The organism is Bacillus sp. RHFS10, assembly GCF_016757475.1.
GTDB lineage: Bacteria > Bacillota > Bacilli > Bacillales > Bacillaceae > Bacillus > Bacillus subtilis_G.
On sequence record NZ_JAESPO010000002.1, the window covers coordinates 660,976 to 675,288 of the forward strand.

Genomic DNA, 14,313 nt, shown 5'->3' on the forward strand with positions numbered 1-14,313 from the left:
ATGATTTAGGTAAATTAGCCGAAAACCCATGGAGGTTCGTCATGAAAAGAATCATCTTGATTTGCATCAGCTTATTACTTGCCCTGACAGGCGGATGCAGTATAAATGACAATGATAAAAATACGGCAAATGACAATAAAACAGAAGCCGTAAAACCAAAAGACATGGATCCAAAAGACTTGCCCCAAGTTCCTGCGTTTCAGGACGAAAAAACGAGAGAGTACATGGTGTCAACGAAAGAAGAGAAGCCCGGGTATTATTTGCTTGAATCTAAGCTGAAAGGGTTTAGGATGTGGTTTCCGGAGGATGGGGAGTACTCAGACTCTGAAACTTCAAAGAAAAACGAGTCACTATTTTTTGACAGTATGAATAAAGAAACGAATATAGTAATGAATGCTTCAGTAAAGTTTTATCAAAATGAATCATTTATAAACGATCCGGAGACTATGTTGGATATCGTTAGCGGTAAAAGTGAATACAAAGGTAATTTTGAAAAATTAGAAGCAAAGGATAAGGATATTTATTTTGCTTTAAAACAAGAAAACTTTGACAACGAAGAAAAACCATCTTATATCTATCTTGGTTATATAAAATCAAAAAAACAAGATTATTTAGGGATGGAATACTCTTTTATGTTTAGCTGTTCTGCAAATGCTCAGGCCTGTAAACAAAATTCAAAAGACAATGAAGAAAAGGTTAGAAAAATATTAAACTCTGTTATCTTTTGCGATGTGTAAAAAAATACAAACACTGATGTATTAAATATTAGAAGATAGTTGAAGATTCCCGATATGCGCGTGTTCACCTACCCGAAACTTTTTTCGATAGTATTAGGGTAACTACAAAAGGGGCTAAAACAGTTTTGTCGTGGCTGTTCCATTGTGATTGTTTTGTGATCCTGTTAGTGGTCAAAGGTTTGTTTATCTCAAAGATGTTTTTGAAAAAAGGACAGTAATGACTGTCTAAGATTGCCGAGGGAAAACAGTGGTCTTTTGGTATGTGAGTTATTTAGCCTATTTCTTAAGTCCTCCCTTATGTTTATTAGTGTAAACCAAGTCCAATTCCCTATTTATCAAATTTATTCCATGTTGTAACATGAACAAGGATAAAATAATCACTTTTTGACAGGGTCATTAGTATGATTTTGATAAATCAGCTTAAAAATCCGTGGAGGTTCGTAATGAAAAAGATCCTATTTATTTGTTTTAGCTTATTACTTGCTCTGACAGGAGGATGCAGTATGAACGACAATGAAAAAAACAGCACAAATGATAATAAAACGGAAGTCGTAAAACCAAAAGACATGGATCCAAAAGACTTGCCGCAAGTTCCGGCATTTCAGGACGAAAAAACGAGAGAGTACATGGTGTCAACGAAAGAAGAGGAGCCAGGGTATTATTTGCTTGAGTCAAAGCTGAAAGGATTTAGGATGTTGTTTCCGGAGGATGGGGAGTACGCACCTGATCTTTCGAGTACAGGAGAAAATGAAGAAACAATAGTATTTGATAGTTTTAATAAAAAAACTGACATTCAATATGATGGTCAACTGGATTATCATCAAGACAAAAGTTTTGCAAATGACAAGGATACAATGCTGGATATTGTAAGCGGTAGAAATAGTTATAAAGGAAAATACGAAGAAAGAGAGCTATCTGACAAAATTGTATATTCTGCTCAAAAGAAAAGTGTTTTTGATGATGTAGAGGGAAAGAATAATTTTTCTTATAGATTTTTTGGTTATGTTAAATCGACAAAAGAGGATTATCTGGGGATAGAGTATTCTTTTCGATTTGCCTGCTATAAAGATAAAGAGTCTTGTTCACTAAAAGAAGAAGATGCCAGAAAAAAAGTTCAAAAAATAATAGACTCTATTACCTTTTTAAAAGTTAAAAAGGAGAAATAGAAGAAATGGAACATAAGAATATATTTGAAAATGAAAATGTAAAACTGCGTTTAATTAACTTAGAGTACGATTATAAAGAAAGATTTGCTTCTGATAAAGAAAGTGAAATAAAGAAAGCTAAAACAGATTTTGAAGCCGATGTGCGCCGAATATACAAAGAAGAAACACATAAAGATCTTCCAAAAAATGTGGAAATATACACATCTAATGAACTTATTAAAAAAAATTCAAAAGTAGATACATCAATTAGAGAGTCCGGATATGATGGTACAGCTATTTATATTAAGGACGATAAACAACACATTAATCAGCTTCATATTATTTCAGAGGGCAGTGCTGATAACGAGGACTGGTCATACAATTTTTTTGGTCTCTTTTTAGGGATGGATGACAGCCAGTATCAAGCGACAAAAGAGTTTACAAGAAATGCAAAAAAAGAAACAAATGACTCTAATGATTTAAAGACCTTTGCTATGGGTCACTCACTGGCTAATAATAATCAGGTGATGGTTCAATTAATTGATGGAGAATTTGATGAAGTATATGGAGTTAACGGAGCTCAAATAAGCGTTGATCACCTTTTAGCAACTGATTTAAATTTGAGAGATACGATAATGCATAAATTTCATATTAGACGCTTAAAAGATATTAATGAGATCCCACCAGAAAAGCTAAAAAAAGAGATCCAAAAATACTACAAAGACAAAGGCGTAACAGCAAATATCACTCAGCGCATCTCAAAAGATGACCCGCTGTACGGTGCGAGCGGCAAGGCGGACTTCATTACATTCGGCGATGTGAAGATGGCAGATACAAATACAAGTGTAGAAGGCATCCGAAACATTATGGATGGGATCCCTGATGAAGACGTGAGAGCGATTCAAGAATTCCTTCAAAAATATAAGGGTGACTATAAAAAAGACGGCTTGAACGGTTTTGTAAAGGCTGCAAGCGGGATTGACATAGAGCTGATAGATAAAGTGAAGTACACAGATGGTGCTTTAGCGAAAGCGAGTGTCATTTATGAAAACTTTGATGACGTTAAGCAAATGTATGGCCGAATTAAAGAGAATTTGCCAGCGTTTTTAGGTTTTCTCCATACCTTATTGGGAAACAGCGGACCGGTCGTAGATCAGCTAGCTGAAAATGGGTATATTGATGAAACGCAAAAGAAAGTGATCAAAAAAGAATTATCGAATATTAATGCGAGTATGCGAGGCATAGAATCACGGTATGAACATTTTATTGATCATCTAAAGCATGGTCAATTTACGCACGCTTTAAAAGATGTTGGTGAAATAGTAGATTACGTAAAGTCAATTTTGTCCTCTATAGAAACACTCGACACAGAAACAAAAGACGCGTTAAAACTCATCGTCGACGGCCACAGCATCGTGCAAATGCTGAACGCATTATCAAAGGAAAAAGGCTTCAGCTATAAAGGCTCCGATATTTACTTTACAGGGAAGAGCGGCTCGGGAGAAACGATTAAAGTTAATATCTCATCTGCTGTCAGAATCTATCAAAACGGTATGAGGATCGTTGAAGATATGGAAGATGCGATTTCTAAGTACCAGAAGGTTTACAGCCAGGAAATCAATGAAGACTTTATAGACAAAAAACAGGCGATCATCACGGCTATTCATCACATGGAAGAAAATCCTTCGCATTATGCCTTCGATCTTCAATTCCGGCTTGCGGCCGGTTTCAGTCACACATTTGATAAATTGGAGAAAATCTCAGTTCATGAAGCGTTCCACACAGGTGCGCTCCCTGCTAACGATGGGATTGTTGCTGAATTAAAAAAACAGGCAACAGAAAAAAGAGATTTCAGCAAAAACATCCGCGAGAGTATTGAAAAGCTGTTTGAAAAAGAAGAAATGATTTCTCAGTTATTTGATTTTCAGCTTTAGGAGGAATATGAAGAGTGACTTCCTTATTTTCAGAAAGTGAAACAGAAATTGTATCAACCACCTATATGTTTCTTACCCAGGACGAAATGAAGGGGAAAGCAGGCAGCCTCAATCAACCGATCAACGACATCCTCAGCCTGACAAAGAAATTTGAGTCTTCGCTAAAAGAAGAAATCAAAGGACAAAAAGGATTGATTGTCAAAAAAATAAAAGAAGAGCTTGAATCAAAAAGTGAAAAACAAAAAGCCGCACTTCAAATGATAAAAGAAGAACATACAGCAAAAGTGGATCGGTACAAAATGATAGTTGAAGACCTGCGAAAGCAGGATGTGACATTGACTTACAGGAAAAAGAAGCCTGTTAAGGATGTATAAGACCATACCTCTCCTATTCAAATCATGAGTGGGAGATTTTTATTTTTATTATGGCAAAAATATACTGAAAAAGTCTCTCTCCATTGATATGATTGAGAAAGAGTAAAAAACATCCTTTTGATACGACATTTCACCTTTCTGAACGCTGAAACAGGAGGAAAAAGTATATGCCAACCCAGCAACAAAAATCGAAAAGTAAATTAAAACCCTTTTTTGCATTAGTGAAGCAGACCAATCCTTCTTATGGAAAGCTTGCTTTTGCGCTGGTTCTTAGTATTGTAACGACACTGGTCAGCCTGCTCATTCCATTACTAACGAAGCAGCTTGTCGATGGCTTTTCTATGTCAGCTCTTTCAGGGACACAAATCGGGCTGATCGCGCTTGTTTTTTTCGTTCAGGCCGCTTTGAGCGCTTATGCCACCTATGCGCTTAACTATAATGGGCAAAAAATCATCTCTGGGCTGCGGGATTTATTATGGAAGAAATTAATTAAGCTCCCTGTCCCTTATTTCGATACAAACGCTTCCGGAGAAACCGTCAGCCGTGTGACAAATGATACGATGGTGGTCAAAGAACTGATCACAACCCATATTAGCGGGTTTATTACAGGCATCATTTCGGTCATTGGATCACTGACAATCTTGTTTATTATGAATTGGAAGCTGACACTGCTTGTATTAGTTGTTGTACCGCTTGCCGCTCTAATCTTAATTCCGATTGGCCGGAAGATGTTCACCATTTCCCGCGAAACGCAAGATGAAACAGCCCGTTTTACCGGCCTGCTGAATCAAATTCTTCCGGAAATCAGACTCGTCAAGGCTTCAAATGCGGAGGTTGTCGAATATGGGCGGGGGAAACTGGGGATTTCTTCATTATTTAAACTAGGAGTTCGTGAAGCCAAGGTTCAGTCGCTTGTCAGTCCGCTCATCTCACTTGTATTAATGGCAGCGCTTGTGGCAGTCATTGGATACGGCGGCATGCAGGTCTCATCAGGCGAGCTTACCGCCGGAGCACTCGTGGCTTTTATTTTATATTTGTTTCAAATTATTATGCCGATGGGCCAGATTACAACGTTTTTCACACAGCTGCAAAAATCAATCGGCGCAACAGAACGGATGATTGAGATTTTGGCAGAAGAAGAGGAAGATACTGTCACAGGAAAACAAATCGAAGACGCACATTTGCCTATTCAGCTTGATCGCGTGTCTTTTGGATATAAGCCCGATCAGCTGATCTTGAAAGAGATCAGCGCCGTGATTGAAGCAGGGAAAGTCACAGCGATTGTCGGTCCGAGCGGCGGCGGGAAAACAACACTGTTTAAGCTGCTTGAACGTTTTTATTCACCGACTGCGGGGACCATTCGGCTGGGGGAAGAGCCGGTTGATACTTACTCGCTTGAATCGTGGCGGGAGCACATCGGGTATGTATCACAGGAAAGCCCGTTAATGTCAGGAACGATCAGAGAAAATATTTGTTACGGGTTAGAACGTGATGTTACGGATGCCGAGATCGAAAAAGCCGCGGAGATGGCATACGCGCTCAACTTTATAAAGGAGCTTCCGAATCAGCTTGATACAGAGGTGGGTGAACGCGGCATTATGCTGTCAGGCGGACAAAGGCAAAGAATCGCGATTGCGAGAGCGCTTCTCCGAGATCCGAGCATTCTCATGCTTGATGAAGCGACCTCAAGTCTTGACAGCCAATCTGAAAAATCAGTCCAACAGGCGCTCGAGGTGCTGATGGAGGGCCGCACAACGATTGTCATCGCTCACCGCCTATCTACTGTTGTAGACGCGGACCAGCTTTTGTTTGTTGAAAAAGGAGAAATTACCGGCCGGGGCACACATCATGAATTAATGGCTTCGCATGATCTATATAAAGATTTTGCTGAACAGCAGCTGAAAATGAATTCAGATTTAGAAAACAAAGCCGGGTAAATTTTGGTCGAATCAGCCAGTAAAAAAACGGAGGGATTTTCCCGATCCTTCCTTTTGAACTATTGAGGAGCTGATGATTTATGGTATACTACTGACGGTAACATTGTATAAAACGGAGGGTAGTTGTGGGAAAACACACTTCTGAACATAAAAATCACGCACAAATTGTCCAGCTGCTTCAAGATGGACAATATTTTTTTCATAAAGGCTTGAAAGCGTATAAAGAGCGCAATCTGAAACGGGCAAGCAAACTGATTCAGCGCGCGGTTCATTTGGAGCCGGAGGATTCAGAGATGCTTTCGCAGCTTGCGGTCATTTATTCAGAAATGGGCCAATATCAAGAGTCGAACGATCTTCTTGATTATATTATGGCAAATCTGGAGATCGAAATGCCGGAGTGCCATTACTTTAAAGCGAATAACTTTGCCCACCTGGGGCTCTTTCAAGAAGCTTATAAAGAAGCGGCCGCTTATTCAGATGCGGATCCGGACGGTGAATTCGCTGAAGAAAACGATAGTCTGCTTGAATTGCTAGATTTAGGAGACGGCGGGCCTGAGGATTCTTTGTATGATCAGGATGAATTGCTGGTGAAACAGGATCGGGCAAAGTCCCTCTTGGAAAGCGGCCAGCTTGCTGAAGCTGTGGCGGCGCTTGAGGAAATCACAGCTGAATATCCGGAGCTTTGGTCAGCATACAACAATCTGGCGCTCGCCTATTTCTATTCAGGCAACATCGTTAAAGCAAAGGAAACCGCTTATCAAGTGCTCAGTCATAATGAAGGAAACCTTCACGCCTTATGCAATCTTCTCGTTTTCTACTATTATGAAAGAGAAGACGAAAAAGTGGCGGAATTGAGTGACCGGCTTTCCAATGTGTATCCGATGCTATTGGAACAGCGATACAAACTGGGAGCTACTTTGGCGCTTGTCGGCCGCTATGAGCTCGGATATAAATGGCTCAAATCATTATATAAAAGCGGCTTTGAAGGTGACGATACATTCTTTTACTGGCTCTCGTGCTCCGCTTATTTTACAGGGCATACTGAATTTGCCGAGACGATCTGGAGAAAAGCCGAGTCGCAATATCCCGGAGAGGACCGCCCGGCTCCCTGGGTTGAGCGGAGGGAAGCACTTCCTTCATCCGTAGAACAACGTCTCGCAGCCTATTATATCAGCAGCACAAAGGGTGAAACGGAGCATCTAGAAGCGGTGATACACTCGAAGAGAATGACCGCTCCTTTCGAAAATCATTTTGTGCAGCTGCTCTTGAATGGAGATTCCGCGGCTGCTGACGTATCAGAGGATGCACTTTTCGCTTATCAAACCGTCAAATTATTAGAGCAAGCTGAAAAAGAAGAGATGAAAACAGAAGTCATGAGCTGTTGGGTGTTCCATGTCATCCAGCAAATCCGCGCAGCCGCTCCGTTGAAAAATGAGAAAGGCTGGGCAGCCGCGATTTGTTATATTTGGAAAGAAGCGCACGGCAAACATGATACGAAAAAAGACACAGCAGCTCGATTCGGCATCTCTCCGGCAACATTGACGAAATATATGAAATATATTGATGATATTCTAGAATAGAATATTTTAAAGAGTTGATTCTTAGAATCGACTCTTTTTTTGGTTTGATAGATTATATTAAGAAAATAATATCGACAGTTTTTTTACTCGTTTAAGAAAAATGACAAATGATGAACGACTTGACATCTGTTTGAAACACAAATGTAATAAAATTTATCGCTAATTTGTCGAAACTTGATGGTATAATGATTCTCGTACATAAGGAATTAGTGTTTTTTACATATGATGTGAAATAAACGCTATACAGCCAGAATAAGAGATGCGCAGAATAATTAACCATAAACAACCATCATTCCTCGTAGAGTATGAGGAACGAAACTTGATGTTTAAAATACGATTCCACATGAGAACAGGTTCACAGTAAAGGGAGGATATAAAAAGTGAGAAAGAGTTTATTGACACTTGGTTTGGCTTCCGTCATCGGTACAAGCAGTTTTTTGATCCCATTTACAAGTAAAACTGCATCGGCGGAAACATTAGATGAAAAGAAAGAAAATATCGAAAGCAAGCAATCTGAGGTTGCTTCCAGCATCGAAGCGAAGGAAAAAGAATTAACTGAGCTTCAGCAAAATCAATCAAAGATTGAAAAAGAACTGAAAGACATTAACGATAAGGCGCTTGATACAAGCAACAAGATCGAAGATAAAAAAGAAGAAAACGATAAAACAAAAGAAGAAATCAAAAAACTGAAAAAAGAGATTAAAGAGACAGAAGCCCGCATTGAAAAGCGCAACGAAATCTTGAAAAAACGCGTTCGTTCTTTACAGGAAAGCGGCGGATCTCAAGGGTACATAGATGTCCTTTTAGGATCAACTAGCTTTGGTGACTTTATCTCTCGCGCGACTGCGGTTTCATCTATTGTGGATGCAGACAAAGATTTAATCAAGCAGCAAGAGCAGGATAAAGCGAAGCTTGAAGATTCTGAAGCGGATTTGAATAACAAGCTGAAAGAAGTTCAAGCTGCATTGGCTAAATTAGAAACCATGCAAAAAGACCTTGATAAACAGCTTGATGATAAAGACAAGCTGTTTGAAGAAGCAAAAGCAAGCCAGAAGAAAACGGCTGACGCGATTTCTGAATTAAAATCAGAAGCGTCTGAGCTTGCTAACCAAAAAGCAGATACCGAAGCAGAACAAGCACGCATCAAAAAAGAACAAGAAGCAGCGGCTGCTTTGATCAAAAAGCAGGAAGAAGCGCAAAAAGCATCTGATGAGACACAAACAGCTACAACTGAAACAGCAACAGCAAGCTCATCTCATGATGATTCTTCAAACAATTCTTCTAAGGGTTCATCAAACAGTTCGTCTAACGGCTCATCTTCTAAGAAGAGCAGCGGTTCAAACAGCAATTCAGGCGGCACTGTCATCAGTAACTCAGGCGGAATTGAAGGCGCGATCAGCGTTGGGTCAAGCATTGTCGGAAGATCTCCGTACAAATTTGGCGGCGGACGCTCTCAGTCTGATATCAACAACCGTATTTTTGACTGCTCATCATTTGTACGCTGGGCATACGCTTCTGCAGGTGTCAACCTTGGACCTGTCGGCGGAACAACAACTGACACGTTAGTTGGAAGAGGAAAAGCTGTCAGCGCGTCAGAAATGAAGCGCGGAGACTTAGTTTTCTTTGACACATACAAAACGAACGGTCACGTAGGAATCTACTTAGGAAACGGTACTTTCCTTAATGACAATTCATCTCATGGTGTATCAGTTGACTCTATGAGCAATAGTTATTGGAAAGATGCATTCAAAGGCGTTGTAAGACGTGTTGTTCAATAATAAATAAGACAAGGGCCTTCTTGAACAGAAGGCTCTTTCTTTATTAATACATATACCCCTAAAAAAAACATTTAATCATGATCAGAAAAAAATGAGCAAAAAAATAGCGTATCACCCTGAGATTTTATAGGATATGGGTAAGGAATACGTTAGATGGGGACTCTTATCATATAAAGAAGCGCCCTAACTTGAAAAAGACGTGTTAAGGAGTGAATAGTGTGTCAGAAGAAAAAGTATATGACGTGATTATTATCGGCGCGGGTCCTGCTGGGATGACGGCCGCTGTATACACATCAAGAGCAAATTTATCGACATTAATGATTGAAAGAGGAATTCCTGGCGGGCAAATGGCAAATACGGAAGATGTAGAAAACTATCCTGGGTTTGAAAGCATTCTCGGACCTGAGCTTTCCAACAAAATGTTTGAACACGCGAAAAAATTTGGCGCTGAATACGCTTATGGCGATATTAAAGAAGTCGTTGACGGCAAAGAGTACAAAGTGGTGAAAGCCGGTTCAAAAGAATATAAAGCACGTGCAGTCATCATTTCCGCGGGTGCGGAGTATAAGAAAATAGGCGTGTCTGGCGAAAAAGAATTAGGCGGGCGCGGTGTTTCTTATTGTGCAGTATGTGACGGCGCTTTCTTTAAAGGCAAAGAGCTTGTCGTTGTCGGCGGGGGAGATTCCGCGGTGGAAGAAGGCGTGTATCTGACACGTTTCGCTTCAAAAGTAACGATTGTTCACAGACGTGATAAACTCCGTGCGCAAAGCATTCTCCAAGCGAGAGCATTTGATAATGAAAAAATTGATTTCCTATGGAACAAAACTGTGAAGGAAATTCATGAAGAAAACGGCAAAGTCGGTAACGTAACGCTTGTCGATACGGTAACCGGTGAAGAAAGTGAATTCAAAACAGACGGCGTATTCATTTACATCGGCATGCTTCCTCTGTCTAAACCGTTTGAAAATCTGGGCATTACGAATGAAGAGGGCTACATCGAAACAAACGACCGGATGGAAACAAAGGTTGAAGGGATTTTCGCTGCCGGAGACATTCGCGAAAAATCACTGCGCCAAATCGTAACAGCTACAGGAGACGGAAGTATTGCGGCACAAAGCGTCCAGCATTATGTCGAAGAGCTCCAAGAAACGCTGAAAACCTTAAAATAAAAAGGCTGTCATACGAGTTTCATATTACGTTACTGGGTTTTAATTCCGCTGTAACACATGTGTAATGCTTTTCGGTTATGATTAATAACGTAATTGACCCCCTTTTTATAATGAATACACTTTTTTGGCACGGATTCTCCAGTTATCCGTGTCCTTTTTTTGTGTGAAAATAAAGGCGGATGCCTGTTACAGCAAAATCACCTGAGCTCAGAAATGAATATGCTGTAAAATAGAAGGAAAGATTGTCAATGTCTCTTCATTGTGGGAGGCATCTTGAAGCGGTATAATAAAGAGACGATGACAGGACGAGAAGGTTAGGTGAACGTACTTGCAAAGAGTGACAAATTGTGTGCTTCAGACGGATGACAAAGTCCTTCTGCTTCAAAAGCCGAGACGCGGCTGGTGGGTCGCGCCGGGAGGCAAAATGGAGAGCGGGGAATCAGTCAGAGACTCCGTCATCAGAGAGTACAGAGAAGAGACTGGTATCTATATCATAAACCCTCAGTTAAAAGGCGTTTTTACCTTTATCATTAAAGAAGGTGACCAGATAGTTTCTGAGTGGATGATGTTTACGTTTGTCGCTGATTCTTATACCGGACAAAATGTATCTGAATCAGAGGAAGGCAAATTGCAGTGGCACAATGTCGAGGAGATTCAAAACCTCCCAATGGCCCCGGGAGATGGCCATATTCTTGATTTTATGATGAAGGGACAAGGGCTGCTGCACGGTACATTTACGTATACACCGGACTTTAAGCTGCTCAGTTATCGTTTAGACCCGCAGCATATTAAATAGAAAGTACAAGTCAGGGGGGAGTTAGATGAGTGTTAGTGAATCACATGATATTCAGCTTGTCATTATAACCGGAATGTCGGGAGCGGGAAAAACTGTCGCCATTCAAAGCTTTGAAGATCTCGGCTATTTCTGCGTCGATAATCTTCCGCCTTCATTACTTCCGAAATTTTTAGAGCTGATGAAGGAATCAAATTCGAAAATGAGCAAGGTTGCGCTTGTGATGGATTTGCGAGGACGTGAATTTTTTGACCGAATGATTGAAGCGCTGGATGAAATGGCGGAAAATCCGTGGATTACACCGCGAATTTTATTCTTGGACGCGAAGGATTCCATTCTCGTCACGAGATATAAAGAAACGAGACGTTCACATCCGCTGGCATCGACTGGCCTTCCGCTTGAAGGCATCGGCCTGGAACGTGAACTGCTTGAGGAATTAAAAGGCCGCTCTCAAATGATTTATGATACGTCAGACATGAAGCCGCGTGATTTGCGTGAAAAAATCGTAAATCACTTTGCGTCAAACCAAGGAGAAACATTTACTGTGAATGTCATGTCATTTGGTTTTAAATACGGTATCCCGATTGACGCAGACCTCGTCTTTGATGTCAGATTTTTGCCGAATCCTTATTATATCGAAAGCATGCGGCCGCTGACTGGCAAGGATGAAGAGGTTTCCTCTTACGTCATGAAGTGGAATGAAACGCAGAAGTTCAATGAAAAATTGATCGATCTGCTGAGCTTTATGCTTCCATCTTACAAAAGAGAAGGAAAAAGCCAGGTCGTCATTGCGATCGGCTGCACAGGGGGCCAGCACCGCTCTGTGACACTTGCCGAACATTTAGCTGATTATTTCAAGAAGGATTACTATACTCATGTTACTCACCGGGACATTGAAAAGAGAAGCCGGAAATAAGATGGGACAAAAACCGAAAATCGCAATCTTTGGCGGGGGTACGGGTCTTTCTGTATTGCTTCGAGGCTTAAAGCATAAACCAGTTGACATTACGGCCATTGTGACAGTTGCCGATGATGGGGGGAGCTCTGGCCGTCTGCGGAATGAACTGAAAATTCCGCCTCCCGGAGACATCAGAAATGTGCTTGCCGCTTTATCCGATGTGGAGCCGCTTGTTGAAGATCTCTTTCAGCACCGCTTCAATAAGGGGAATGACTTAACAGGCCATTCTCTCGGGAATTTGATTTTGGCAGCGATGACAAATATAACCGGTGATTTTTTTCACGCTGTCACAGAAATGAGCAAGGTGCTGAATGTAAGAGGAAAAGTTTTGCCGGCTGCCAATGCCAGTGTCGTTCTGCATGCTCAGATGGAAGACGGCCGCGTGGTTTCAGGCGAGTCCACGATTCCGGCTTACGGACAGCGCATTAAGCGTGTTTTTCTCACGCCTGAACATATTGACCCGCTGCCGGAAACGATAGACGTAATCAGGGAAGCGGATTTGATTATCATCGGCCCGGGAAGCCTCTATACAAGCATTCTTCCCAATTTGCTCGTCCCAAAAATCGGGGAAGAAGTGATAAAGGCGCAGGCGAAAAAGGTATACATTTGCAACGTGATGACTCAGCCCGGCGAAACGCTTCATTACACCGCTGCTGATCACGTGAAAGCGCTCAATCAGCATATGGGCTGCGGTTTTATTGATACGATATTAGTGAACAGCGAAGACATTCCTGACGAAATCAAACGTAAGTACGAAATGGAATCGGCGCGCCCTGTTGATTTTGATATCGAAGAGCTGAAAGCGATGGAGCTGGAAGTCATCAGAGATCAAATCGTAACGTATAAAAATGACGTAATTCGTCACGATACACATAAAGTGGCTTCTCTTCTTGTCGATTTACTGAAAGAATGAAGCCTTGAAATGAGGTGGCTATATGTCATTTGCATCGGAAACAAAAAAAGAATTAACGAATCTGGAAGTGAAAGACTGCTGCATTAACGCAGAGCTGTCTGCTCTTATCCGGATGAATGGAGCATTATCATTTACAAACCGCCATCTCGTACTTGATGTTCAAACCGAAAATGCGGCGATTGCCCGCCGCATCTATACATTGCTGAAAAAACAATATGATGTGTCGGTCGAGCTTCTGGTCAGAAAGAAAATGCGGCTGAAAAAGAATAACGTCTATATTGTGCGTTTTTCCGAAAATGCAAAAGCGATTTTAGAGGATTTAAAAATACTTGAGAAGAATTTTGTGTTTGAACGAAGTATTTCGGAAGAGCTGGTCAAAAAGAGATGCTGCAAACGCTCTTATATGAGAGGGGCATTTTTGGCGGGAGGTTCGGTCAATAACCCGGAAACCTCCTCGTATCATTTAGAAATCTTCTCTCTTTATAAGGAGCATAACGATTCATTATGCGACCTGTTAAATGAGTTTCAGTTAAACAGCAAAACGCTCGAACGTAAAAAAGGCTATATCACCTATTTAAAAGAGGCTGAAAAGATTACCGAATTTCTTAACGTAATCGGCGCCCACAATTCGCTTCTGCGATTTGAGGATGTCAGAATCGTCAGGGATATGAGAAATTCGGTCAATCGCCTCGTTAATTGTGAAACAGCCAACTTAAACAAAACGATCGGCGCTTCGCTCAGACAGGTGGAAAATATTAAATACATCGATGAACGGATCGGCCTTGATGCACTTCCTGAAAAACTTCGGGAAATCGCGCAGCTGCGGATTGATTATCAGGAAGTGACGCTGAAAGAACTAGGGGAAATGGTAACAAGCGGAAAAATCAGCAAATCAGGGATCAATCACAGGCTGAGAAAACTTGATGAAATCGCGGAACAGCTGCGGACAGGGCAAACCGTCACTTTAAAATAACCGTAAAGAAAAGGGGAGATCT

General features: G+C 41.1%; 12 protein-coding genes. All 12 read left to right on the forward strand.

Features of this window, described 5'->3' with window-relative positions; all coding sequences use genetic code 11:
- Window positions 1–41 precede the first annotated feature (41 nt).
- The 12 genes from JMN17_RS09995 to whiA all read left to right on the forward strand — a co-directional run bounded on the left by JMN17_RS09995 (window position 42) and on the right by whiA (window position 14,291).
- Window positions 42–737: a lipoprotein YvcA gene (locus JMN17_RS09995; RefSeq protein ID WP_087993988.1), complete on the forward strand. Its 696-nt coding sequence runs from the start codon at window positions 42–44 to the stop codon at window positions 735–737.
- Between the two features lie 443 nt (window positions 738–1,180).
- Window positions 1,181–1,903 carry a lipoprotein YvcA gene (locus JMN17_RS10000; protein ID WP_087993989.1) on the forward strand — a complete coding sequence of 241 codons (723 nt, stop codon included), beginning with the start codon at window positions 1,181–1,183 and terminating at the stop codon, window positions 1,901–1,903.
- Window positions 1,904–1,908: 5 nt separating this feature from the next.
- Complete coding sequence (locus JMN17_RS10005; protein ID WP_202327977.1) at window positions 1,909–3,816, forward strand: DUF6792 domain-containing protein; 1,908 nt, start codon at window positions 1,909–1,911, stop codon at window positions 3,814–3,816.
- Between the two features lie 14 nt (window positions 3,817–3,830).
- On the forward strand, window positions 3,831–4,190 hold the full coding sequence (locus JMN17_RS10010) for a hypothetical protein (RefSeq protein WP_087993769.1): 360 nt from the start codon (window positions 3,831–3,833) through the stop codon (window positions 4,188–4,190).
- Window positions 4,191–4,357: 167 nt separating this feature from the next.
- Entirely contained in the window at window positions 4,358–6,127 is a 1,770-nt protein-coding gene (bmrA, locus tag JMN17_RS10015; RefSeq protein ID WP_087993770.1) for a multidrug resistance ABC transporter ATP-binding protein/permease BmrA, read from the forward strand.
- Window positions 6,128–6,252: 125 nt separating this feature from the next.
- On the forward strand, window positions 6,253–7,707 hold the full coding sequence (locus JMN17_RS10020; protein ID WP_087993771.1) for a tetratricopeptide repeat protein: 1,455 nt from the start codon (window positions 6,253–6,255) through the stop codon (window positions 7,705–7,707).
- Between the two features lie 380 nt (window positions 7,708–8,087).
- Window positions 8,088–9,485 carry a C40 family peptidase gene (locus tag JMN17_RS10025; RefSeq protein WP_087993772.1) on the forward strand — a complete coding sequence of 466 codons (1,398 nt, stop codon included), beginning with the start codon at window positions 8,088–8,090 and terminating at the stop codon, window positions 9,483–9,485.
- Between the two features lie 218 nt (window positions 9,486–9,703).
- Window positions 9,704–10,654 (forward strand): thioredoxin-disulfide reductase, encoded by a 951-nt coding sequence (gene trxB, locus JMN17_RS10030; RefSeq protein ID WP_202327978.1) that lies wholly within the window; start codon window positions 9,704–9,706, stop codon window positions 10,652–10,654.
- Window positions 10,655–10,982: 328 nt separating this feature from the next.
- Window positions 10,983–11,450, forward strand: coding sequence for an 8-oxo-dGTP diphosphatase (locus JMN17_RS10035; RefSeq protein ID WP_087993774.1), 468 nt, complete (start codon window positions 10,983–10,985; stop codon window positions 11,448–11,450).
- Window positions 11,451–11,475: 25 nt separating this feature from the next.
- Window positions 11,476–12,363 carry an RNase adapter RapZ gene (rapZ, locus tag JMN17_RS10040; RefSeq protein ID WP_087993775.1) on the forward strand — a complete coding sequence of 296 codons (888 nt, stop codon included), beginning with the start codon at window positions 11,476–11,478 and terminating at the stop codon, window positions 12,361–12,363.
- Between the two features lies 1 nt (window position 12,364).
- Window positions 12,365–13,318 carry a gluconeogenesis morphogenetic factor gene (gene mgfK / locus JMN17_RS10045; protein WP_087993798.1) on the forward strand — a complete coding sequence of 318 codons (954 nt, stop codon included), beginning with the start codon at window positions 12,365–12,367 and terminating at the stop codon, window positions 13,316–13,318.
- Between the two features lie 22 nt (window positions 13,319–13,340).
- Window positions 13,341–14,291 carry a DNA-binding protein WhiA gene (gene whiA / locus JMN17_RS10050; RefSeq protein WP_087993776.1) on the forward strand — a complete coding sequence of 317 codons (951 nt, stop codon included), beginning with the start codon at window positions 13,341–13,343 and terminating at the stop codon, window positions 14,289–14,291.
- Window positions 14,292–14,313: the final 22 nt, after the last annotated feature.

Coding starts and splice junctions, on each gene's coding strand:
- JMN17_RS10000 (WP_087993989.1), top strand. CDS start 1,181: ATGAAAAAGATCCTATTTATTTGTTTTAGCTTATTACTTGCTCTGACA.
- rapZ (WP_087993775.1), top strand. CDS start 11,476: ATGAGTGTTAGTGAATCACATGATATTCAGCTTGTCATTATAACCGGA.
- JMN17_RS10005 (WP_202327977.1), top strand. CDS start 1,909: ATGGAACATAAGAATATATTTGAAAATGAAAATGTAAAACTGCGTTTA.
- whiA (WP_087993776.1), top strand. CDS start 13,341: ATGTCATTTGCATCGGAAACAAAAAAAGAATTAACGAATCTGGAAGTG.
- mgfK (WP_087993798.1), top strand. CDS start 12,365: ATGGGACAAAAACCGAAAATCGCAATCTTTGGCGGGGGTACGGGTCTT.
- JMN17_RS09995 (WP_087993988.1), top strand. CDS start 42: ATGAAAAGAATCATCTTGATTTGCATCAGCTTATTACTTGCCCTGACA.
- bmrA (WP_087993770.1), top strand. CDS start 4,358: ATGCCAACCCAGCAACAAAAATCGAAAAGTAAATTAAAACCCTTTTTT.